This is a genomic window from Pseudomonas sp. TYF_14, from assembly GCF_043105275.1.
In the GTDB taxonomy this organism is placed as follows: Bacteria; Pseudomonadota; Gammaproteobacteria; order Pseudomonadales; family Pseudomonadaceae; genus Aquipseudomonas; species Aquipseudomonas alloputida.
Map to the genome: position 1 here is coordinate 20,727 of NZ_JBICLK010000084.1, position 21,178 is coordinate 41,904.

Annotated in this window: 16 protein-coding genes; 5 read left to right on the plus strand and 11 right to left on the minus strand. The window is 63.5% G+C overall.

Annotated features, from left to right (window positions below; all coding sequences use genetic code 11):
* Positions 1-44: 44 nt before the first annotated feature.
* Positions 45-2,816: a DNA gyrase subunit A gene (gene gyrA / locus ACF8O8_RS22420; protein ID WP_070094765.1), complete on the minus strand. Its 2,772-nt coding sequence runs from the start codon at positions 2,814-2,816 to the stop codon at positions 45-47.
* Positions 2,817-3,181: 365 nt separating this feature from the next.
* Positions 3,182-4,258 carry an S-methyl-5-thioribose-1-phosphate isomerase gene (gene mtnA / locus ACF8O8_RS22425; protein WP_392510502.1) on the minus strand — a complete coding sequence of 359 codons (1,077 nt, stop codon included), beginning with the start codon at positions 4,256-4,258 and terminating at the stop codon, positions 3,182-3,184.
* A 110-nt stretch (positions 4,259-4,368) separates the two neighbouring features.
* On the opposite strand from mtnA, the gene ubiG reads away from it, so the two are divergent.
* The 3 genes from ubiG (at position 4,369) to ACF8O8_RS22440 (ending at position 6,639) form a co-directional block, all read left to right on the plus strand.
* Positions 4,369-5,067: a bifunctional 2-polyprenyl-6-hydroxyphenol methylase/3-demethylubiquinol 3-O-methyltransferase UbiG gene (ubiG, locus tag ACF8O8_RS22430; protein WP_003252662.1), complete on the plus strand. Its 699-nt coding sequence runs from the start codon at positions 4,369-4,371 to the stop codon at positions 5,065-5,067.
* A gap of 2 nt (positions 5,068-5,069) precedes the next feature.
* Positions 5,070-5,741 carry an N-acetylmuramic acid 6-phosphate phosphatase MupP gene (gene mupP, locus ACF8O8_RS22435; protein ID WP_003252659.1) on the plus strand — a complete coding sequence of 224 codons (672 nt, stop codon included), beginning with the start codon at positions 5,070-5,072 and terminating at the stop codon, positions 5,739-5,741.
* Positions 5,742-5,898: 157 nt separating this feature from the next.
* Positions 5,899-6,639, plus strand: coding sequence for a YciK family oxidoreductase (locus tag ACF8O8_RS22440; RefSeq protein WP_003252656.1), 741 nt, complete (start codon positions 5,899-5,901; stop codon positions 6,637-6,639).
* 117 nt (positions 6,640-6,756) lie between these two features.
* Here ACF8O8_RS22440 and ACF8O8_RS22445 read toward each other — a convergent pair whose 3' ends face one another.
* The 7 genes from ACF8O8_RS22445 to ACF8O8_RS22475 all read right to left on the minus strand — a co-directional run bounded on the left by ACF8O8_RS22445 (position 6,757) and on the right by ACF8O8_RS22475 (position 14,670).
* Positions 6,757-7,542 (minus strand): TenA family transcriptional regulator, encoded by a 786-nt coding sequence (locus ACF8O8_RS22445; protein ID WP_003252654.1) that lies wholly within the window; start codon positions 7,540-7,542, stop codon positions 6,757-6,759.
* Positions 7,543-7,572: 30 nt separating this feature from the next.
* Positions 7,573-10,029 (minus strand): EAL domain-containing protein, encoded by a 2,457-nt coding sequence (locus tag ACF8O8_RS22450; RefSeq protein WP_392510503.1) that lies wholly within the window; start codon positions 10,027-10,029, stop codon positions 7,573-7,575.
* Positions 10,030-10,317: 288 nt separating this feature from the next.
* A complete protein-coding gene (locus ACF8O8_RS22455) occupies positions 10,318-12,150 on the minus strand; it encodes an ABC transporter ATP-binding protein (protein WP_010952800.1) in 1,833 nt (610 codons plus the stop codon).
* A complete protein-coding gene (locus ACF8O8_RS22460; RefSeq protein WP_049587258.1) occupies positions 12,143-12,775 on the minus strand; it encodes a DsbA family protein in 633 nt (210 codons plus the stop codon). The genes ACF8O8_RS22455 and ACF8O8_RS22460 overlap by 8 nt, the downstream gene beginning before the upstream one ends.
* A 3-nt stretch (positions 12,776-12,778) precedes the next feature.
* Positions 12,779-13,711, minus strand: a complete 933-nt coding sequence (locus ACF8O8_RS22465; RefSeq protein ID WP_392510504.1) for a rhodanese-related sulfurtransferase — start codon at positions 13,709-13,711, stop codon at positions 12,779-12,781.
* Positions 13,712-13,838: 127 nt separating this feature from the next.
* Positions 13,839-14,135 (minus strand): BolA family transcriptional regulator, encoded by a 297-nt coding sequence (locus ACF8O8_RS22470; protein WP_010952797.1) that lies wholly within the window; start codon positions 14,133-14,135, stop codon positions 13,839-13,841.
* Between the two features lie 10 nt (positions 14,136-14,145).
* Entirely contained in the window at positions 14,146-14,670 is a 525-nt protein-coding gene (locus ACF8O8_RS22475) for a DUF2059 domain-containing protein (protein ID WP_010952796.1), read from the minus strand.
* A 154-nt stretch (positions 14,671-14,824) separates the two neighbouring features.
* Here ACF8O8_RS22475 and ACF8O8_RS22480 point away from each other — a divergent pair, with 154 nt between their 5' ends.
* Positions 14,825-16,219, plus strand: a complete 1,395-nt coding sequence (locus tag ACF8O8_RS22480) for a class II fumarate hydratase (RefSeq protein ID WP_392510505.1) — start codon at positions 14,825-14,827, stop codon at positions 16,217-16,219.
* A gap of 115 nt (positions 16,220-16,334) precedes the next feature.
* Here ACF8O8_RS22480 and ACF8O8_RS22485 read toward each other — a convergent pair whose 3' ends face one another.
* Both ACF8O8_RS22485 and pap read right to left on the minus strand, forming a co-directional pair.
* Positions 16,335-17,288 carry a DMT family transporter gene (locus ACF8O8_RS22485; RefSeq protein WP_350298699.1) on the minus strand — a complete coding sequence of 318 codons (954 nt, stop codon included), beginning with the start codon at positions 17,286-17,288 and terminating at the stop codon, positions 16,335-16,337.
* A gap of 192 nt (positions 17,289-17,480) precedes the next feature.
* Positions 17,481-18,974, minus strand: coding sequence for a polyphosphate:AMP phosphotransferase (gene pap / locus ACF8O8_RS22490; RefSeq protein ID WP_392510506.1), 1,494 nt, complete (start codon positions 18,972-18,974; stop codon positions 17,481-17,483).
* A gap of 136 nt (positions 18,975-19,110) precedes the next feature.
* On the opposite strand from pap, the gene mnmC reads away from it, so the two are divergent.
* Positions 19,111-21,075, plus strand: a complete 1,965-nt coding sequence (gene mnmC / locus ACF8O8_RS22495) for a bifunctional tRNA (5-methylaminomethyl-2-thiouridine)(34)-methyltransferase MnmD/FAD-dependent 5-carboxymethylaminomethyl-2-thiouridine(34) oxidoreductase MnmC (RefSeq protein ID WP_350298698.1) — start codon at positions 19,111-19,113, stop codon at positions 21,073-21,075.
* The last annotated feature ends 103 nt before the right edge of the window (positions 21,076-21,178 follow it).

The window sequence follows — 21,178 nt, forward strand, 5'->3', positions numbered from 1 at the left end:
TCAAACGGGGCGACCTTGGTCGCCCCGCTCGGGTTTACGCTTACTTACTCTTGCGGGGCCTCGTCGGCACCTGCAGCTTCTTCATTTTCATTGTCTGGCGCTACAGCCTCGACACCCTCCTCGTCCGTCTCGATCACTTCATCGAGTTCGTCCTCGGACGGCTCCTGGATACGCTCCAGGCCCACCAGTGTCTCATCGGCCGCCAGCTTGATCAGCGTAACGCCCTGGGTGTTGCGGCTGAGGCTGGACACCTCGCCAACCCGGGTGCGAACCAGCGTGCCCTGGTCGGAAATCAGCATGATCTCCTCGCCTTCCTGCACCTGGATAGCCCCGATCAGCAGGCCGTTGCGCCCTTTGGTACCCATGGCGATCACACCCTGGCCACCGCGGCCGCGACGCGGGAACTTGGACAGCGGGGTGCGCTTGCCAAAGCCACGCTCGGAGGCGGTGAGGATCTGCGAGCCGGACTCCGGGATCAGCATCGAAATGATCCGCTGGCCTTTGCCCAGCTTCATGCCGCGCACACCACGGGCGTTGCGGCCCATTTCACGCACGACGCTCTCGGCAAAGCGAATGACCTTGCCAGCGTCGGAGAACATCATGACTTCCTTGGCGCCATCGGTGATGGCCGCGGCAATCAGGGTGTCGCCTTCCTTCAGCTTCAGGGCAATCAGGCCGTTGGAGCGCGGACGGGCGAACTGCACCAGCGGGGTCTTCTTGACGGTACCGGAAGCGGTCGCCATGAAGATGTACGCGCCGGTCGGCTCTGCAACCCACTCCGGGGTGTCGCCGTCTTCTTCGTCGACTTCCTCGGCCTCTACCAGCTCACCCTCGAGCACGGTGTCTTCAGCCTCGTCCAGTTCTTCGTCGAGGTCGGCGTTCTGCTGCAGCGCTTCGAGGTCGATCTGCAGCATGGCGGTGATGCGCTCACCCTCCTCCAGCGGCAGCAGGTTGACCAGCGGACGACCGCGGGCAGCGCGGGACGCTTCGGGGATTTCGTAGGTCTTCTTCCAGTAAACCTTGCCCTTGCTGGAGAACAGCAACAGGGTGGCATGGCTGTTGGCGACCAGCAGGTGCTCGATGTAGTCCTCGTCCTTCACGCCGGTCGCCGACTTGCCTTTGCCGCCGCGGCGCTGGGCCTGGTAGGCGGACAATGGCTGGGTCTTGGCATAACCACCATGGGAGATGGTGACCACACGCTCTTCTTCCGGGATCATGTCGCCGTAGTTGAGGTCGTGGCTGGCATTGAGGATTTCGGTGCGGCGCACATCGCCGTACTCGGCACGAATGGCCTCCAGCTCCTCGCGAATCACTTCCATCAGGCGCTCGGCGCTGCTGAGGATGCGGATCAACTCGCCAATCTGCTCGAGGATTTCCTGGTACTCGGCCAGCAGCTTCTCGTGCTCCAGGCCGGTCAGGCGGTGCAGGCGCAGGTCGAGAATGGCCTGGGCCTGTTCCGGCGACAGGAAGTACTTGCCGTCGTGCAGGCCGTACTGCTCCGGCAGGTCCTCAGGGCGGCAGGAATCGGCGCCGGCGCGCTCGACCATGACCTGCACGGCACTGGATTCCCACGGCGTGGAGACCAGGGCTTCCTTGGCTTCGGACGGCGTCGGCGAGGCCTTGATCAGGGCAATGACCGGGTCGATGTTGGACAGCGCAACCGCCTGGCCTTCAAGGATATGGCCACGTTCACGGGCCTTGCGCAGCTCGAATACGGTACGACGGGTCACCACTTCACGGCGGTGGCGGACGAACGCTTCGAGCAGGTCCTTGAGGTTGAGCAGGCGCGGACGGCCGTCGACCAGGGCCACCACGTTGATGCCGAATACGCTCTGCAGCTGGGTTTGCTGGTAGAGGTTGTTCAGCACCACCTCCGGCACCTCGCCGCGACGCAGCTCGATGACGATGCGCATGCCGTCCTTGTCGGACTCGTCGCGCAGCTCGGTGATGCCTTCGATCTTCTTCTCTTTGACCAGCTCGGCGATCTTTTCGATCAGGCGCGCCTTGTTCAGCTGGTACGGCAGCTCGGTGATCACGATCTGCTGGCGGCCGCCAACCTTGTCGATGTCCTCGATCTCGGAGCGGGCGCGCATGTAGATGCGGCCACGGCCGGTGCGATAGGCCTCGATGATGCCCTGGCGACCGTTGATGATGCCGGCAGTCGGGAAGTCCGGGCCAGGGATGTGCTGCATCAGCTCATCGATGGTGACTTCCGGGTTGTCGATGAGCGCCAGGCAGCCATCGATGACCTCGCCGAGGTTATGCGGCGGAATGTTGGTCGCCATGCCCACGGCAATACCGCTGGAACCGTTGACCAGCAGGTTGGGAATACGCGTTGGCATGACCGCCGGGATCTGCTCGGTGCCGTCGTAGTTGGGCACCCAGTCGACGGTTTCCTTGTGCAGGTCGGCCAGCAGTTCGTGGGCCAGTTTGGTCATGCGCACTTCGGTGTATCGCATGGCAGCAGCGTTGTCGCCGTCCACCGAACCGAAGTTGCCCTGGCCGTCGACCAGCAGGTAGCGCAACGAGAACGGCTGGGCCATACGCACGATGGTGTCGTAGACCGCAATGTCGCCGTGCGGGTGGTACTTACCGATCACGTCACCGACCACACGGGCGGATTTCTTGTACGGCTTGTTCCAGTCGTTGCCCAGTTCGCTCATCGCATAGAGAACGCGGCGATGCACAGGCTTCAAGCCGTCACGCGCATCGGGCAGCGCTCGCCCGACAATCACGCTCATCGCGTAGTCGAGGTAAGACTGTCTCAGTTCGTCTTCGATATTGACCGGGAGGATTTCTTTGGCCAGTTCGCCCATGAGAAGCCTGATTCCTTTTTCTGGTGAAACTTCGCAGCTCCATCAAGGGCCGAACGAAGCTCGCCGCCGCAGCGCATAAGGGTGCGACGACTTACGACAAATCAATGAGTTGTGCCATGGATCTGCGCAATGAAGGCCGCCGTGATGGGCGGTCTTGGAAACTGCCGGATGTTATCACAAACGCGGGGGCGGTGGGGAGAGGTGGCAGTTGGTCTCAGCCGCGCTTGAAACCTGGTTTTTGTATTGCCTGCACCGGCCTCTTCGCGGGCTCGCCCGCCCCCACAGGTTCACCACGGCCCTAAGGCCATGCGATATCCCAGTGGGAGCGGGCAAGCCCGCGAAGAGGCCGGTGAGGCGATACAAAATCAGTGCAGGCGCTTGCGGCAAACCAGCTGAGCCAGCTTGGCAGCATCCGGGCGCTCGACGATGCCGCGTTCGGTCACGATCACATCGATCAGGTCGGCCGGCGTTACATCGAACACCGGGTTGAACACCTCGACACCCGGCGACACCGGGGTACCGCCGAAGTCCAGCCACTCGTCGGCGTCACGCTCCTCCAGCGGGATATCCTCACCCGTGGCCAGGTTCAGGTCGATGCTGGTGCTCGGCGCCACGACCATGAAGCGCACGCCATGGTGCATGGCACTGACGGCCAGCTGATAGGTGCCGATCTTGCCGGCCATGTCGCCATTGGCAGCGATGCAGTCCGCCCCCACCACCACCCAGGTGATGCCCTTGGTCTTCATGAGGTGGGCCAGCGCCGAGTCGGCACAAAGGGTCACCGGGATGCCCTCGTTGGCCAGCTCCCAGCCGGTCAGGCGCGAGCCCTGCAGCCAAGGGCGAGTCTCACCGGCATAAACCCGCTCGACCATGCCTTCCAGGTAGCCGGCACGGATCACCCCCAGTGCGGTGCCAAAGCCACCACTGGCAAGGGCGCCGGCGTTGCCGAAGGTGAGCAGGGCCTGGGCATTGCCCTGATGGCGACGGATCAGCTCGATACCCTGCTGGGCCATGGTCAGGTTGGCCTCTCGGTCGCTGTCGTGAATGGCCACCGCTTCAGCCTCCAGCACCGCCAGAACGTCTTCTTCCGGACGCAGGCGCAGCAGACGCTCGCGCATGCGGTTCAGCGCCCAGAACAAGTTGGCGGCGGTAGGGCGCGCCTCGGCGAGGGTGAGAAAGTCGTCTTCAAGGTCCATTTCCCAATCGCCGCCTTCGGCCAGCCGCTCTTCAAGGGCCAGAACCAGGCCGTAAGCTGCGGCAATACCGATCGCCGAGGCACCGCGCACTGCCATGTCACGGATGGCTGCGGCCACCTGCGCAACATTGTCGCAGGCCAGCCAACGCTCCTCCGACGGCAGCAGGCGCTGGTCGAGCAGGTGCAAGGCGCCGCCCTGCCAGCGGATCGCGGTCACCTTCTCCGCCGCCAAAAGTCGCTCGCGCATCGCCTCTCCCCGTCATTCGGATATCAAAAACCGGCGATTATAGCGACCCTCGCGGCCAAGCGCTCGGGTATACTCCGGCGCAATTTTGCGAAGTTTCAGAGGACTGTTCAATGAGCAACGTCGACCGCGCCGAAATCGCCAAGTTCGAAGCGCTGGCCCACCGCTGGTGGGACCGCGAAAGCGAGTTCAAGCCGCTGCACGAAATCAACCCGCTGCGCGTCAACTGGATCGACGAGCGCGTCAGCCTGGCCGGCAAGAAAGTGCTGGACGTGGGTTGCGGTGGCGGCATCCTCAGCGAAGCCATGGCCCTGCGCGGCGCCACGGTCACCGGTATCGACATGGGCGAGGCGCCACTGGCGGTGGCTCAGCTGCACCAGCTGGAGTCCGGCGTGCAGGTGGAATACCGGCAGATCACCGCCGAAGCCCTGGCCGAGGAAATGCCTGAACAGTTCGACGTGGTCACCTGCCTGGAAATGCTCGAGCACGTGCCCGACCCGTCTTCGGTGATTCGCGCCTGCTACCGCATGGTCAAGCCTGGCGGCCAGGTATTCTTCTCCACCATCAACCGCAACCCCAAGGCCTACCTGCTGGCCATCGTCGGCGCCGAGTACATCCTGAAGATGCTGCCGCGCGGCACCCATGACTTCAAGAAGTTCATCCGCCCGTCCGAGCTGGGCGCCTGGAGCCGCGATGCCGGCCTGCAGGTGAAAGACATCATCGGCCTCACCTACAACCCGCTGACCAAGCACTACAAGCTCAACAGTGACGTCGACGTCAACTACATGATCCAGACCCTGCGCGAGGAATAAGCATGCGTTTGCGAGCAGTACTCTTCGACATGGACGGCACCTTGCTGGACACGGCGCCGGACTTCATCGCCATTTGCCAGGCCATGCTCGCCGACCGCGGGCTGCCGGCCGTTGACGACAACCTGATCCGTGGCGTGATCTCGGGTGGCGCCCGCGCCATGGTTGCCACTGCGTTCGCCATGGACCCGGAGGCTGACGGCTTCGAGGCCCTGCGCCTGGAGTTCCTCGAGCGTTACCAGCGCGACTGCGCGGTGCACAGCAAGCTGTTCGAGGGCATGGCTGAGCTGCTGGCCGACATCGAGAAAGGGAACCTGCTGTGGGGCGTCGTCACCAACAAGCCGGTGCGCTTCGCCGAGCCGATCATGCAGCAACTGGGCCTGGCCGAGCGTTCGGCGTTGCTGATCTGCCCGGACCACGTGAAAAACAGCAAACCCGACCCCGAGCCGCTGATCCTGGCCTGCAAGACCCTGAACCTGGACCCGGCCAGTGTGCTGTTCGTTGGCGACGACCTGCGCGACATCGAGTCTGGCCGCGACGCAGGTACCCGCACGGCAGCAGTGCGCTACGGCTATATTCATCCAGAGGACAACCCCAACAACTGGGGTGCCGACGTGGTGGTGGACCACCCGCTGGAACTGCGCAAAGTGATCGACAGCGCGCTGTGCGGGTGCTGAACCCAGACCGATGACCGGGCACCGCCCTTTTGTAGGAACGGGTTCACCCGCGAATGCGCCAGCCCAGACAACACTGGTGCCTGATCGGACGCATTCGCGGGTAAACCCGCTCCTACGATAGCCCCAGGCCGCCCACACGAACTCGAAGGACAGAACCATGTTCGACTACACCGCCCGCCCCGACCTGCTGCAAGGCCGGGTCATCCTGGTTACCGGTGCCGGCCGTGGCATTGGTGCCGCGGCTGCCAAGGCCTATGCCGCACTGGGTGCCACCGTGCTGCTGCTGGGCAAGACCGAGGCCAACCTGAACGAAGTCTACGACCAGATCGAAGCCGCCGGCCATCCGCAGCCGGTGGTCATCCCGTTCAACCTGGAAACCGCCCTGCCACACCAGTACGACGAGCTGGCGGCCATGATCGAAGGCCAGTTCGGCCGCCTCGATGGCCTGCTCAACAATGCGTCGATCATCGGCCCGCGCACGCCGCTGGAGCAGTTGTCGGGCGACAACTTCATGCGCGTGATGCACATCAACGTCAATGCCACCTTCATGCTCACCAGCACCCTGCTGCCGCTGCTGAAGCTGTCGGAGGACGCTTCGGTGGTGTTCACCAGCAGCAGCGTCGGGCGCAAGGGCCGGGCTTACTGGGGCGCCTATGGCGTGTCGAAGTTCGCCACCGAAGGCCTGATGCAGACCTTGGCCGATGAACTGGAAGGTGTGGCGCCGGTGCGCGCCAACAGCATCAACCCAGGCGCCACGCGCACGGCGATGCGGGCCCAGGCCTACCCCGGCGAGAACCCGCAGAACAACCCGCTGCCCGAAGAGATCATGCCGGTGTACCTGTACCTGATGGGGCCGGACAGCACAGGGGTGAACGGGCAGGCGTTCAACGCCCAATAAACCTGCATCGGCCTCTTCGCGGGCTTGCCCGCTCCCACAGGTAGGCGCAGTCCTTGAGGGTTGCGGTGATCCTGTGGGAGCGGGCAAGCCCGCGAAGAGGCCGGTACAGGAAAGCGATCAGCCCGCAGCCAACGCCGGCCGCATACGGCCTTGCTGGCGCCCTTCCAGCTGCATGCAGCGTTCCAGGAACAGGAACATGCAGTCGTAGCTCTTGCAAATGGCCCTGCGCAGTTCGTTGCGCAGCCCAAGGGTGGGGTTCTCGCCGGCCAGGGTACAGATGATTTCCAGCGCCTCCCACGGGTGCGCATCGTCATACTGGGCATGCATCTTCAGCCACTTCATCGCCCGCTTGCGCCCTTCTTCAGGGAACCCCTGCGCATAGGTGTCGGTCGAGCACACCACCGCCGACCACTCACCGGTCGCGCCTTCGATGGCGTAGTTGGTCGCCGCCATGGAAATGGCCAGGTTCTCGGTGGCGCACACCCGCCAGCACCAGTCGTTCAGGCCGTTCAGCTCGGGCGGTACCTCTTGCGCCTGCAACTCGTGCAGGTGCACACCGTGCGCCTGGCACCAGTTCACCCAGTAGTCGGCATGGTTGAGCTCGACGCGGATGTTGCGCATCAGCCAGCGCCGCGCCATGTCCTCGCCCTGATGCCGGCCATAGCGGGTCTTGGTCAGGTTATGCGCCATGTACAACGAAAACTGCTCCACCACCGGCCAGCCACCGATCAGGTACTGACGGATGGTCGATTGCTTCAGCTGGCCATCGCGTAGTCGTGCATAAAACTCATGCTCAACCACCCGGCGCTTGCTCTCGCGGCAGTCTTCAATCAGTTGCTGGGCCCATTGGGGGTAACTGGCGGGGTCCATCAAAGGCCCGATACGAACGAATGCGTCAATCACTTTCAGCTCCTTGATCCTTGTGATTTCCAACTAGCGAAACGTGCCAGGTGCTCGCTGCAACAGAGGCCGGGCGGCGATCCGTTGGCGCTGCAAACTGTCACAGGTGAACACCTGGGGGCGTTCGATCAGGTAGCCCTGGGCGTAATCCACGCCTATTTCCTGCAAGGCCTGCTCGATCAAGGGTGTTTCGACGAACTCGGCGATCGTGCGCTTACCCATCACATGGCCGATATGGTTGATGACCTCGACCATGGCCCGGTTGACCGGGTCGTCGAGCATGTCCTTGACGAAACTGCCGTCAATCTTCAGGTAGTCCACGGGCAAATGCTTGAGATAGGCGAACGAGGACATGCCGGCGCAAAAATCATCGAGCGAGAAACGGCAACCCAGCCCTTTCAGCTCATTGATGAAGCGAATGGCGCTGCCCAGGTTGGCAATGGCGCTGGTTTCGGTAATTTCAAAGCAGATCATTCGCGGCGGAATGGCGTATTCGACGAACAACCGCTGGAGGTATTCAAGGAACTTGTCGTCGCCAATGCTGGACCCCGACAGGTTGATGGCACAGGTCGACAACGGCCCTTCACGCCCTTCTTCCAGGCACTGGCGTATGACCATGAACACATTGCGCACCACCCAGCGGTCCAGCGCGGTCATCAGGCCGTAGCGCTCGGCCGCCGGGATGAAGCTGCTGGGCAGGATGGTGCGGCCGCTTTCGTCGTGCAGGCGCAACAGAATTTCGATATGGCCCGGGCCCTCGAAGGTTTTGAGCGGGGCGATTTCCTGGGCGTAGAGGCAAAAGCGGTTTTCTTCCAGGGCCACATGCAAGCGCTGGATCCAGGCCATTTCGCCAAAACGCATGGACAGCTCGCTGTCGTCGGCGTGGTACACCTGCACACGGTTTCGGCCCTTTTCCTTGGCCATGTAGCAGGCCATGTCGGCGGCGCGCAGCGAAGCCTCCAGGGTACCGGGGGCCTGGGCCATGTGCACCAGGCCAATGCTGACCGTGGTCACGAACGGCCGCCCTTTCCATACGAAGTGCAGGCTCTGCACCATCTGGCGCAATTGTTCGCCAATGCGCTCGGCCTGGTCGGGCGGGCAGTTTTCCAGCAGCACGCCAAATTCATCGCCGCCCAGCCGCGCCAGCGTATCGCCCTCACGCAGGCCGGACTGCAGCACCGCGCAGATATGCCGCAGCAACTCATCGCCGGCAGCGTGGCCACAGGTGTCGTTGACCAGCTTGAACTGGTCGAGGTCGAGGAACATCAGCGAATGCCGCCCGGCCTGGCGCGCCAGGTCGTTGAGCGCCTGTTCCAGGCGATACTCGAACTCGCGGCGGTTGGCCAGCCCGGTCAGGGCGTCGTGGGTTGCCTGCCAGGACAGATTGGCAATGTACTGGCGTTCCTGGGTCATATCGTGCAGCACCAGCACGATGCCACTGACCTGGCCATCATTGACGATTGGCGAGCCTACCAGGTTGATCGACACGGTACTGCCGTCCAGGCGCTGGATCAGCCGGGCATGCTCGGAGCCGCCCTTGAGGCTGCCGCTGAGCACCTGCTCGACCAAGCTGCGACCGTCCTCCTCGGCGTGTTCATCCACCAGGCTGAACAGTGCCGACAGCGGCAGGCCCTGGGCCTGGCCGGATTGCCAGTGGGTCAACTGCTCGGCGGCCGGGTTCATGTAGCCGATATTGCCCTCGACATCGGTTGTAATCACCGCATCCCCGATGGCCTGCAGGGTAATCTGCGCACGCTCTTTTTCTTCCTGCAGGGCGCTGGCAAAGGCCTGGCGCTGGGCCAACAGCTTGCTGGAGCGGCGCCAGGCAATGGCGATCAGGAACATTGCGGTCAGCAGGTTGGTGATCAGCAGCACCCGCAGCAACATGCGCGAGCCTTCACCCAAGGCATCACTGAAGGCCTTGGCCGCCGGGGTCACGCCTTCGTTGATGGCGACAATGCGGGCCTTCCAATCGCTGACAGTGTCTGGATCCGCCGGGCCATTGGCAAAACGCTGGCGCATTTCACCGGCCAGTACATCCAGCTTGGCCAGATAGTCGTCACCGATGTCCCAGTAATCGATGGCTGTCTGCATGTAGCTGACATGGCGAAAGTTGCGGTAGAACCAGATGATCCGATCGACATCGTCAGGGTGGTTGCCACCTTGCAGAACCGCCTGTCGCGCGGCGTCCAGATCAGGGCTGGGGTGGTCGAGCACCTCGCGCAGACGATGGTCACCCTGGGGCACGGTAATGGCCTGGCGATAGCGCTGGTAGGTGCTGTCGTCCTGCGTCTCGCCGTACAGACTGAGGTAGTAGATGGCATCTTTCTGCGCCTTGGACCACAGGCTTTCGCCCGCGACATAGGCACGCACGGCCGAGAGCGTATAAAGGCTGAGGCTGCCCAGCGCCACCTGAAGGACCACGACGGCGATGAAAGGCCAGGTGATGCCGAGCAACTTTGGCGCTTCGAGTGTGCGATTTCCCTTCATGGAGTCCCTGTCACAGAGCAGATAAGGCGTAAATCGACCCAGACAAGCACAGCGTAGGCCATTTGCCATCGCTGTGGAGGGGATTTTTATGACAAGGAATCGGGGAATTTGTACAGCGTATGCGCTGGCTATTGTAGGAGCGGGTTTACCCGCGAAGAAGACACCGCGGTGGATGGCACGGGCTTCGCCCGTGTTCGCGGGCAAGCCCGCTCCCACAGGGATCGCGCCAGCTTTTAGAAATTGAGCAAGACAGTTGCTCCCAAAAGCCCGGTGAAGGCAGCCAGATAATCAGCTCTGCTGCAGATGCCCATACAGCTTGGCGTATAACCCACCCTCGGCAATCAGCTGCTGATGGTCGCCGTCTTCGGCCACGTGCCCGCCATCGAACACCAGCACCCGGTCGGCCTGTTTCACCGCCGACAAGCGGTGGGCGATGATCAGCGTGGTGCGGCCGCTGAGGAAGCACGCCAAGGCCTGATGCAGGTTGTACTCGGTGGCGGCATCCAGGGCTGAGGTGGCCTCGTCGAGGATCACCACCTTGGGCTCAGCCAGTACCATGCGGGCAATGGCCAGGCGCTGGCGCTGGCCACCGGACAAGCGCACGCCTGAACGCCCTACCACGCTGTCCAGGCCCTGCGGCAAGGCGGCGATGGTGGCATCCAGCTGGGCGATGCGCAGCGCCTGCCAGCACGCATCATCGCTGCAGTCGCGGCCCATGGTCAGGTTGGCCCGCACGCTGTCGTTGAACAGCGACGGGTGCTGCAACACTACCGCGACGTTCTCGCGCAGGGTTTCCAGGCCGATTTCCTGCAGGCTGGCCCCGCCAAAGCGGATGGTCCCGGCCTGGGCGCTGTAAAGGCCCAGCAGTAGCTGCACCAGCGTGCTCTTGCCGCCGCCGCTGGCACCGACAATCGCCACCTTCTCACCCGCAGCGATGGACAGGTCGAGGTGCTCGAGCACCGGCTCGTCGGCATAGGCAAAGCGCAGGTCGCGCACTTCAATGCCCACCGTTTCGCGCCCGGCGAACGGGTCGCTGGCGGCCGGGTATTGCGGCTCGTCGGCACGCGCCAGCAGCTCGTTGAGGCGGCTCAGCGCACCGCCTGCGGCGTAGTACGCATATTGCAGATTAAGCAGTTGCTCCACCGGACCGATCATGAACCACAGGTAGCTGAACACCGCCAGCATCTGGCCGATCGACAGGTCGGAAAACAGCACGGTCAGCATGGCCGCCGCGCGGAAGATGTCGATGCCGAACTGGAACAGCAGGCCACTGGCACGGCCACTGGCATCGCTTTTCCATTGCGAGTCCACGGCGTAATCGCGCACCTCGCGGGCACGCAAGCCCAGGCGGCCAAGGAAGTAGCCCTGGCGGTTGCCGGCGCGGATTTCCTGGATGGCATCGAGGGTTTCCGCCAGCGCCTGGGTAAAGCGCGCGGTGCTGTCGTTTTCGAGCTTTTTCAGGTGCTTGACGCGCTTGCCCAACTGCACGGTGAAGTAGATCACCAGCGGGTTGAACAGCAAGATCAGCAAGGCCAGCTGCCAGTGCATCCAGATCAGGATGGCCGCCGTGCCGGTCAGTGTCAGCATGGCCACCAGGAAGCGGCTGAGGGTTTCGCCAACGAACTTGTCGAGGGTGTCCAGGTCGGTGACCAGGTGGGTGGTCACCGTGCCGCTGCCCAGGCTTTCGTACTCTTTCAGCGAAATACGCTTGAGGCGCTCGATCAGGCGGATGCGCAGGCGGTAGACGATGTCCTTGGCCAGCCCGGCGAACAGCTTGGACTGGATAACGTTGAACGCCAGTGCAGCCAGGCGCAGGCACAGGGTGAGCGCCAGCATCAGGCCGATGTAGCCGGCTGCCACCTGCCAGCTGGACGGCAGCAGATGGTTCATCCACTTCAGCGCAGCATCGCCATGGCCGAGCAGAACTTCGTCCACCAACAGCGGCAGCAGCAGCGGAATGGGCACACTGCAACACGCCGCCAGTAACGCAATGAGGTTGGCGGACCAGAGGTTTTTCTTGTGATGCAAGGCCAGGCGGCGGATTTCCGCCCAGCTCAGTCGATCGCCCGCAGTGTATGGCTTGCCCGGTACCGGGTCGGGTGACCCTGGTACATCAAGCACAGGCGGCCTGCTGCAGCCAGCGGCCGAGCAAGGGTTGCAGGCGCTCCAGCGGCTGGTAGCCGTTGGTCAGCAAGGCCAGTTGGCCATTGCGCTCGGCCAGCAGGGTCGGGAACCCGGCAATACCCAGGTCCTGGGCCCAGGCGAAGTCGGCCGCGGTGGCGGCGCGGGTATCGGCACGGGCGAAGGCTTCGGCGAACGCGGCACGGTCGAAGCCACACTGCGAGGCCAGCTCGACCAGCTGCGGCGCGGTGGTCACATCGATGCCCTGTTCGTAGAACGAACGCTGGATCAACGCCAGCAGCGGCCAGACGCGCTCGGCATCCAGCTCGCGGGCCGTGACCAGGGCGCGGCAGGCCGGCTCGGTGTCGTAGACGAAGCCGTCCGGCATGGCCCCCTCGAAGCGGAACGGCTGGCCGGTAGCATCAGCCACCGCCTGCCAGTGTTCCAGGATGTACTTGCGAGTGGAGCTGTCCAGGGCGCTGCCGCCGGTACGCAGCCCGCCCGTTACCAAGCGGGCAGGCACGCCTGCCTCACGCGCCTGGGCGATCAGGGCCGCAGCCACTGGCGCAAAACCCCAGCACCAGGAGCACATCGGGTCCATCACATAGATCAGGCGTGCAGACATGCTTCAAGCCTCGGCTTTGTAGTTGTAACCGATCGGGTGCGGCAGGTTGCGGGCCTTGGCCAGCTCGATCTGCTTCTGCCGGTCGATGGCACTGCGCCGGGTCTTCTCGCTCAGGCTGTCCCAGCAATGCGGGCAGCTGACACCTGGCGAATAGTGCTCGGACGCGCGCTCCTGTGCATTGATCGGATGGCGGCAGGCGTGGCACTGGTCGTACTCGCCTTCGCTCAGGTCATGACGCACCGTGACCCGGTTGTCGAAGACGAAGCAGTCGCCGTCCCACAGGCTTTCTTCCTGAGGCACTTCCTCGAAGTATTTCAGGATGCCGCCCTTAAGATGATAGACCGACTCGAAGCCTTCACCGAGCATGTAGCTGGAGGCTTTTTCGCAACGGATGCCGCCGGTGCAGAACATGGCGACCTTCTTGTGCTTGCTCGGGTCGAAGTTGGCCTTGATGTACTCCGGGAACTCACGGAAGGTTTCGGTCTTCGGGTCGATGGCGCCCTTGAACGTACCGATGGCCACTTCGTAGTCGTTGCGGGTGTCGATCAACAGCACTTCCGGGTCGCTGATCAGGGCGTTCCAGTCCTTGGGCTCGACATAGGTGCCAACGGCCTGGTTGGGGTCCACGCCCGGCACGCCGAGGGTGACGATCTCTTTCTTGAGCTTGACCTTGGTGCGGTAGAACGGCTGTTCGTCGCAGTACGATTCTTTGTGGTCGATATCGACCAGACGCGGGTCGCTGCGCAACCAGGCCAGCAGGCCATCAATGCCTTCACGGGTGCCCGACACGGTGCCGTTGATGCCCTCCTGGGCCAGCAGCAGGGTGCCTTTGACGTTGTTGTCGAGCATGGTCTTGAGCAGCGGCTCGCGCAGCTCGACGTAGTCTTCCAGGGTGACGAACTTGTACAGCGCCGCGACGACGATGGCTTGAGACATGTAACGGAATCTCCAGGTGGTTGCCCTCGTAAGGGGCGGACCGGGTTTGACGTTTGCATAAAAAGCAAGGGGCCGCTAAGCGGCCCCCTTTGGGTGATGCGGATTCTACCAGAACAAAAGAACGGTTTCAGTGCCCGCCGCCCGCACACACGGGCGAGGCCGGTGCAACGCCGACCTTGGCCCACTCTTCGGCGGTGTAGGTGTGGATGGCCAGGGCATGGATCTCGCCCATCAGCTCACCCATGGTGGCGTACACCTTCTGGTGGCGCTTGACGCTGTTCAACCCGGCGAACTGCTCGCTGACGATCACCGCCTTGTAGTGGGTCTCCTGACCACGACTGTGCATGTGACTTTCGTTGAGCACTTCCAGGTGTTGCGGCGCCAGCGCGGCCAGTTGCTGTTCGATACGTTGTTGCATGGTCATTGCGGCGTACTCACTTCTTCGCTGGGGCGGCGGCCTTGCCTGCGTTCGGGTCCAGCTCTTTGGTCATGTCTTCCAGCAGCTTGTTCACCACCGGCACTGCTGGCTCCAGGCTCTGCTGGGTCAGCTGTGCCGACTGCTGGGTGACCTTGGGCATTTCACGCAGCACTTTCTTGCCCAGCGGCGATTCGTAGAACTTGACCAGGTCCTTCAGCTCCTGCTCGGTGAAGGTCCGGGTGTACAGGTCGACCATCTTCGGCTTCAGCTTGTTCCAGCCGATGGCGTTGTCCAGCGCGGCATTGGCCTTGGCCTGGTAGCTTTCCAGCACGGGCTGCTTGGCGGCCGGGGCCTTGGTCTGGGCGAAACGCTGGGCGAACATCTGCTGCACTTGCATGTACACCGGGGTGCCCAGCTTGTCGGCGTTGGCCAGGGTCAGGAATTTCTCGGCAGCAGCGTTGTGGCTGGCGGTGGCAGCGAGTACCTGGCCGCTGGCGCAAACCAGGGCAACGGCGGCACAAAGGACACGGAGACGGGTCATTGCATTTCCTTCAAAGAGGGGGAGGCGGGCACCTCAGAGTAGAGCATTCTGCGCCGTGGTGGCGATGTGCTCAAGTGGCACGACGAGCGACGGAACCGCTCGGTCGAATCAGGGCCTAAACTGCGATTTCGAACTACACAGGAGTGAGTACAGAATGAGCCGTATCGAGACAGACAGCCTGGGCCCGGTCGAAGTTCCGGAGGACGCCTACTGGGGTGCGCAGACCCAGCGTTCGCTGATCAACTTCGCCATTGGCAAGGAACGCATGCCCCTCGCGGTGTTGCACGCCCTGGCACTGATCAAGAAGGCCGCGGCGCGCGTCAACGACCGCAATGGCGACCTGCCGGCCGACATCGCTCGGCTGATCGAACAGGCCGCTGATGAAGTGCTGGCTGGCCAGCACGACGATCAGTTCCCGCTCGTCGTCTGGCAGACGGGCAGTGGCACCCAGAGCAACATGAACGTCAACGAGGTGATCGCCGGACGCGCCAACGAACTGGCCGGCAAAGGCCGTGGCGGCAAGGCGCCAGTACACCCCAATGACCACGTCAACCGCTCGCAGAGCTCCAACGACTGCTTCCCCACCGCCATGCACATTGCGGCAGCCCAGGCGGTGCATGAAAAGCTGCTGCCTGCCGTCACCGAACTGTCTTCGGGGCTGGCCGAGCTGTCGATGCGTCACCACAAGCTGGTAAAAACCGGCCGCACGCACATGATGGACGCCACGCCGATTACCTTCGGCCAGGAAGTGTCGGCTTTCGTCGCCCAGCTCGATTACGCCCAGCGCGCTATCCGCGCCACCCTGCCGGCGGTGTGCGAACTGGCCCAGGGCGGCACTGCCGTGGGTACCGGGCTGAACGCTCCGCAGGGTTTTGCCGAGGCCATCGCGGCCGAGCTGGCGGCGCTGTCCGGCCTGCCGTTCATCACTGCACCCAACAAGTTCGCCGCCCTCGCCGGCCACGAACCGCTGACCAGCCTGGCGGGAGCCCTGAAGACCCTGGCCGTGGCCCTGATGAAAATCGCCAACGACCTGCGCCTGCTGGGGTCCGGCCCTCGCGCCGGGCTTGCCGAGGTGCGCCTGCCAGCCAACGAGCCGGGCAGCTCGATCATGCCGGGCAAGGTCAACCCCACCCAGTGCGAGGCGCTGTCGATGCTGGCCTGCCAGGTACTGGGCAACGACGCGGCCATCGGCTTTGCCGCCAGCCAGGGGCATTTGCAGTTGAATGTGTTCAAGCCGGTGATCATTCATAACCTGCTGCAATCCATCGAGTTGCTGGCCGATGGTTGCCGCAACTTCCAGCAGCATTGCGTGGCAGGTATCGAGCCGGATGCCGAGCAGATGGCCGCGCACCTGGAGCGCGGGTTGATGCTGGTGACGGCGCTGAACCCGCATATTGGCTATGACAAGGCGGCAGAAATTGCCAAGAAGGCTTACAGCGAGGGCACGACCTTGCGCGAGGCGGCATTGGCGTTGAAGTACCTGACCAATGAACAGTTCGACCAGTGGGTGCGGCCGGAGAACATGCTGGCGCCGGGCGGCAAGGGCTGACTGCTCTGTAGCCTGTACCGGCCCTTTCGCGGGTGAACCCGCTCCTACGCCGAGAGGCGATCCATCGTAGGAGCGGGTTCACCCGCGAAAGGGCCGGTACAGGCAATCGACAGACCTAGGCCAACCGCGCCCTGCGGGCCCGCCAACCCGCAACCAGCGAGGGCCCCAGCGCTACCAGCGCCGAACCGAACACCACCGTGACCGCCCCCACATAGCCCAGGGCGTTGATGTCCTCGGCATGCACATACTCAGGCCAAACCAACGCCGCCAGCGCCACCGCAACGAAGGTCACCAGCGGGGTCAGCGCCAGCGTGGCACTTACCCGCGACGCCTCCCAGTGCGCCAGCGCTTCGGCGAACGCGCCGTAAGCCACCAGGGTGTTCAGACAACAGGCCAGCAGCAGCCAGCCTTGCACCGGGGTCAGTTGCAAGGCCTCCAGCGGGTGCACCCAAGGTGTCAGCAGCGCAGCGCAGCTGAGGTAGATCACCATCATTACCTGCTGCGAGTGCCACACGGTCAGCAACTGCTTCTGGCTCAGGGCGTAGAACACCCAGATGCTGGTCGCCAGCAAGATGGTCAACACGCCGGTGGTGTAGGTACCCAGTGAAGTCAGCAGCTCTTCCAGGCGCTGGTTGAAGAACAGGCCAAACCCTGCCAGCAGCACCAACAGGCCCATGCCCTGCCCCACACTGAAGCGCTCGCGGAACACGAACACGCTGGCCACCAGCAACAGCACCGGGCCGATCTGTACCACCAGTTGTGCAGTGCCCGGGCTAAGCAGTTTGAGACCGATCAGGTAGAGCACGTAGTTGCCCATCAGGCCGAGCACCGCAACCAGCACCAGGCCCTTGCCCCTGGGCGCCAGCTTGCGCATGGACGGCAAACGCCGCTGAGCCGCCAGCCAGGCGAACAACAGGCCGCCGGAGACCAGCAGGCGGTACCAGGTGACAGTGATCGGATCGACCACTTGCAGTACCTGCTTGAGCTTGATCGGCAGGATGCCCCAGAGCAGCGCTGTCAGAAGTGCCAGGAACAGCCCATAGCCCCAGCGGCCAGAAGTGGTGTGCATAAAATCCTCGATCAAGCCCGTGGTGGGGGTTGTTGAATTCTACGGGGTTGGAGGACAGAGACGGTGGAGAGTGCCGAGAAAAGAATTCATCAGGTCATTCTTTTGGGGCATGGCTGGGTGGAGGTGTTGCCTGTGCTGACCTTTTCGCGGGTAAACCCGCGAAGCGGCCAGAACAGGCAACCTCACCTTCGGCTATTTCTTGTGCTTGGCAAACGCCGCCTCAAGCGCCTGGTTGATTGTGCGCACCACCTTCACCCGCGCCCAGCGCTTGTCATTGGCCTCCACCAGCGTCCAAGGGGCAATCTCGCTGCTGGTGCGGTCGACCATGTCGCCCACCGCCTGGGAGTATTCGTCCCACTTGTCGCGGTTGCGCCAGTCATCCTCGGTGATCTTGTAGCGTTTGAACGGAATCTGCTCACGCTCTTCGAAGCGCTCCAGTTGGGTCTGCTGGTCGATCGCCAGCCAGAACTTGACCACCACCACGCCGGCATCCACCAACTGCTCTTCAAAGTCGTTGATCTCGCTATAGGCACGCATCCAGTCAGCGGGGCTGCAGAAGCCTTCCACCCGCTCCACCAGCACCCGGCCATACCAGGAACGGTCGAAGATGGTGAACTTGCCGCGTGCCGGGATGTGCCGCCAGAACCGCCACAGGTACGGCTGGGCGCGCTCTTCTTCGGTCGGCGCGGCAATCGGTACGATACGGTACTGACGCGGGTCCAGCGCCGCCGCCACGCGGCGGATGGCGCCCCCCTTGCCGGCGGCGTCGTTGCCTTCGAACACCGCCACCAGGGCGTGCCGGCGCATGCGCTTGTCACGCAGCAGGCCGGCCAGACGCGCCTGTTCGGTGATCAACTGTTCCTGATAGTCGGCCTTGTCCAGGCGCAAGGTCATGTCCAGGGCGCCGAGTAGGCTGCGGTCGTCGATGCTGTGGCCCAATGGAGCCACGTTGCCCTGGTGCTTGCCCTTGGGATTGTGGGCCAGCGCGGCTTGCAGGCTTTCCAGCAGAATGCGCCCCACCGCCAGGCTGCGGTAATTCGGGTCTACCCCTTCGATGATGTGCCATGGCGCATAGTCGCGGCTGGTGCGGCGCAGCACGCGCTCGCCAAAGCGCACGAAGCGGTCGTAGGTTTGCGACTGCTGCCAATCCAGCGGGCTGATCTTCCAGCTGTGCAGCGGATCGTCCTTGAGCGATTTCAGCCGTGCCTTCATCTGCTTCTTGGACAGGTGGAACCAGAACTTGATGATCAGCGCACCTTCATCGCACAGCATCTCCTCCAGGCGTTCGGCACCGGTAATGGCCTGATCGAGCACGGCATCCTTGAACACCCCGTGCACCCGCCCCTGCAGCATCTGGCTGTACCAGTTGCCAAAGAACACACCCATTCGCCCCTTGGGCGGCAAGGCCCGCCAATAGCGCCAGGCGGGCGGGCGGGCCAGCTCTTCGTCGGTCTGCTGGTCGAAGGTGAGCACATCGATCATGCGCGGGTCCATCCACTCGTTGAGCAGTTTTACCGTCTCACCCTTGCCGGCGCCTTCAATGCCGTTGATCAGCACGATCACCGGAAAACGCGCCTGCTGCTTGAGTTCGTACTGGGCTTCGAGCAGGGCCTCGCGTAAAGCGGGTACCTCGGCGTCGTAAGCCTCCTTGTCGATGCTGTGGCCGATTTCGGCAGATTCGAACATGCACTGGCTCCTTCAATGGATAAGCAAGACTAGCGGATTTCATTTCGGCCTGTATTGACCTCTTCACCAATGAACGCGCTCCCACAGCTCAGCCGGATGGCATAAAATCCCGCCATCCGCTGCAACCGAGCCCACCATGCCCACCCTCCTCCAGCACGCCCAGATCGACTGGGACGACCAGGGCCGCCCCCATTCGCGGCACTATGACGACGTCTATTTCGCAGTCAACGAAGGCATCGAAGAAACCAAGCACGTGTTCCTCGGCCAGACCCGCCTGGCCGAGCGTTTTGCCAACCTGGCGCCGCACGCCTGCACGGTGATCGGCGAAACCGGTTTTGGCACCGGCATGAATTTTTTCTGCGCCTGGCAGCTGTTCGACCAGCACGCACACAGCGACGCGCGCCTGCACTTCGTCAGCGTCGAGAAGTACCCCCTCGACCACGCCGACATGGCCCGCGCAGTGCGCCTGTGGCCTGAACTGGCCGCCTATACCGAGCCGCTGCTGGAGCAATACGTGGCGGTGCACCCGGGCTTTCAGCAGTTCACCTTCGCCGGTGGCAGGGTCACCCTGACCCTGTTGATAGGCGATGTGCTGGAACAGTTGCCGCAACTCGATGCGCAGATCGATGTGTGGTTCCTCGACGGCTTCGCCCCCGCCAAGAACCCCGACATGTGGACTCCGGAGCTGTTTGCACAACTGGCGCGGCTATCGCATCCGGGCACGGTGCTGGGTACCTTCACCACCACCGGCTGGGTACGTCGCAGCCTGGTCGAAGCCGGCTTCGCCATGAAGAAGGTGCCAGGCATCGGCAAGAAGTGGGAGGTGATGAGCGGCGCCTACGTCGGCCCCCTGCCCGGCCCATGCGCGCCTTGGTACGCGCGCCCCGCGGTGACACAGGGGCCGCGCGAGGCGCTGGTGATCGGTGCCGGACTTGCCGGCAGCAGCAGCGCCGCCAGCCTGGCCCGGCGCGGCTGGCAGGTAACCGTGCTGGAGCGCCACGAAGCCCCCGCCCAGGAGGCTTCGGGCAACCCACAAGGGGTGCTGTACCTCAAGCTGTCTGCCCATGGCACCGCGCTGTCGCAGATGATCCTGTCCGGGTTCGGCTACACACGGCGCCAGCTGCAGCGCTTGCAGCGTGGCCGTGACTGGGATGCCTGCGGGGTGCTGCAACTGGCTTTCGACAGCAAGGAGGCCGAGCGCCAGGGCAAGCTGGCTGCCGCCTTCGACCCCGGCTTGCTGCACTGCCTGGCGCGCGCCGAGGCCGAAGCCATCGCCGGCGTGGCGTTGCCTGGCGGCGGGTTGTTCTACCCCGAAGGTGGCTGGGTGCACCCGCCAGCGCTGTGCCAGCAGCAGTTGCAGCACCCTGGTATTCATTTGGTGACGCACCAGGAAGTGCTCGAACTGCGCAAAGTGGATGAACAGTGGCAAGCCTGGGCTGGCGACCAGCTGTTAGCCCGCGCTCCAGTGGTGGTCCTGGCCGGCGCGGCGGATGTGCTGCGCTTCGAACCTTGCGCGCAGTTACCACTCAAGCGCATCCGCGGGCAGATCACCCGCTTGCCGGCCACCGTCAGCAGCCAGGCACTGCGCACCGTGGTGTGCGCGGAAGGCTATGTGGCACCGCCGCGCGAGGGTGAACATACACTGGGCGCCAGTTTTGACTTCCATAGCGAAGACCTTGCGCCGACAGTGGCCGAGCACCAGGGCAACCTGGCGCTGCTGGACGAAATTTCCGTCGATCTGGCGCAACGGCTGGCCGTGGCTGAACTGGACCCCGAGCAATTGCAGGGACGTGCTGCGTTCCGTTGCACCAGCCCGGATTACCTGCCGATCGTCGGCCCCATCGCCGACGCGCAGGCGTTTGCCGAAGCCTATGCAGTACTGGGCCGGGATGCGCGGCAAGTACCGGATGTGCCCTGCCCTTGGCTGGGCGGGTTGTATGTGAACAGCGGGCATGGCTCACGCGGGTTGATCACGGCACCGTTGAGTGGCGAGCTGGTGGCGGCCTGGGTATGTGGGGAACCGCTGCCATTGCCGCGGGCAGTGGCGCAGGCTTGCCATCCAAACCGGTTTGGATTGCGCCGGTTGATTCGGGGGAAGTGATTGCTTCGGGCGTATGTCATTGCATTTGTTGCGCCTGGAAGATCGAGCGCCGCCCGCGCGGCGCATCGCGAGCAAGCTCGCTCCTACATTTGTTTCGGGCCAA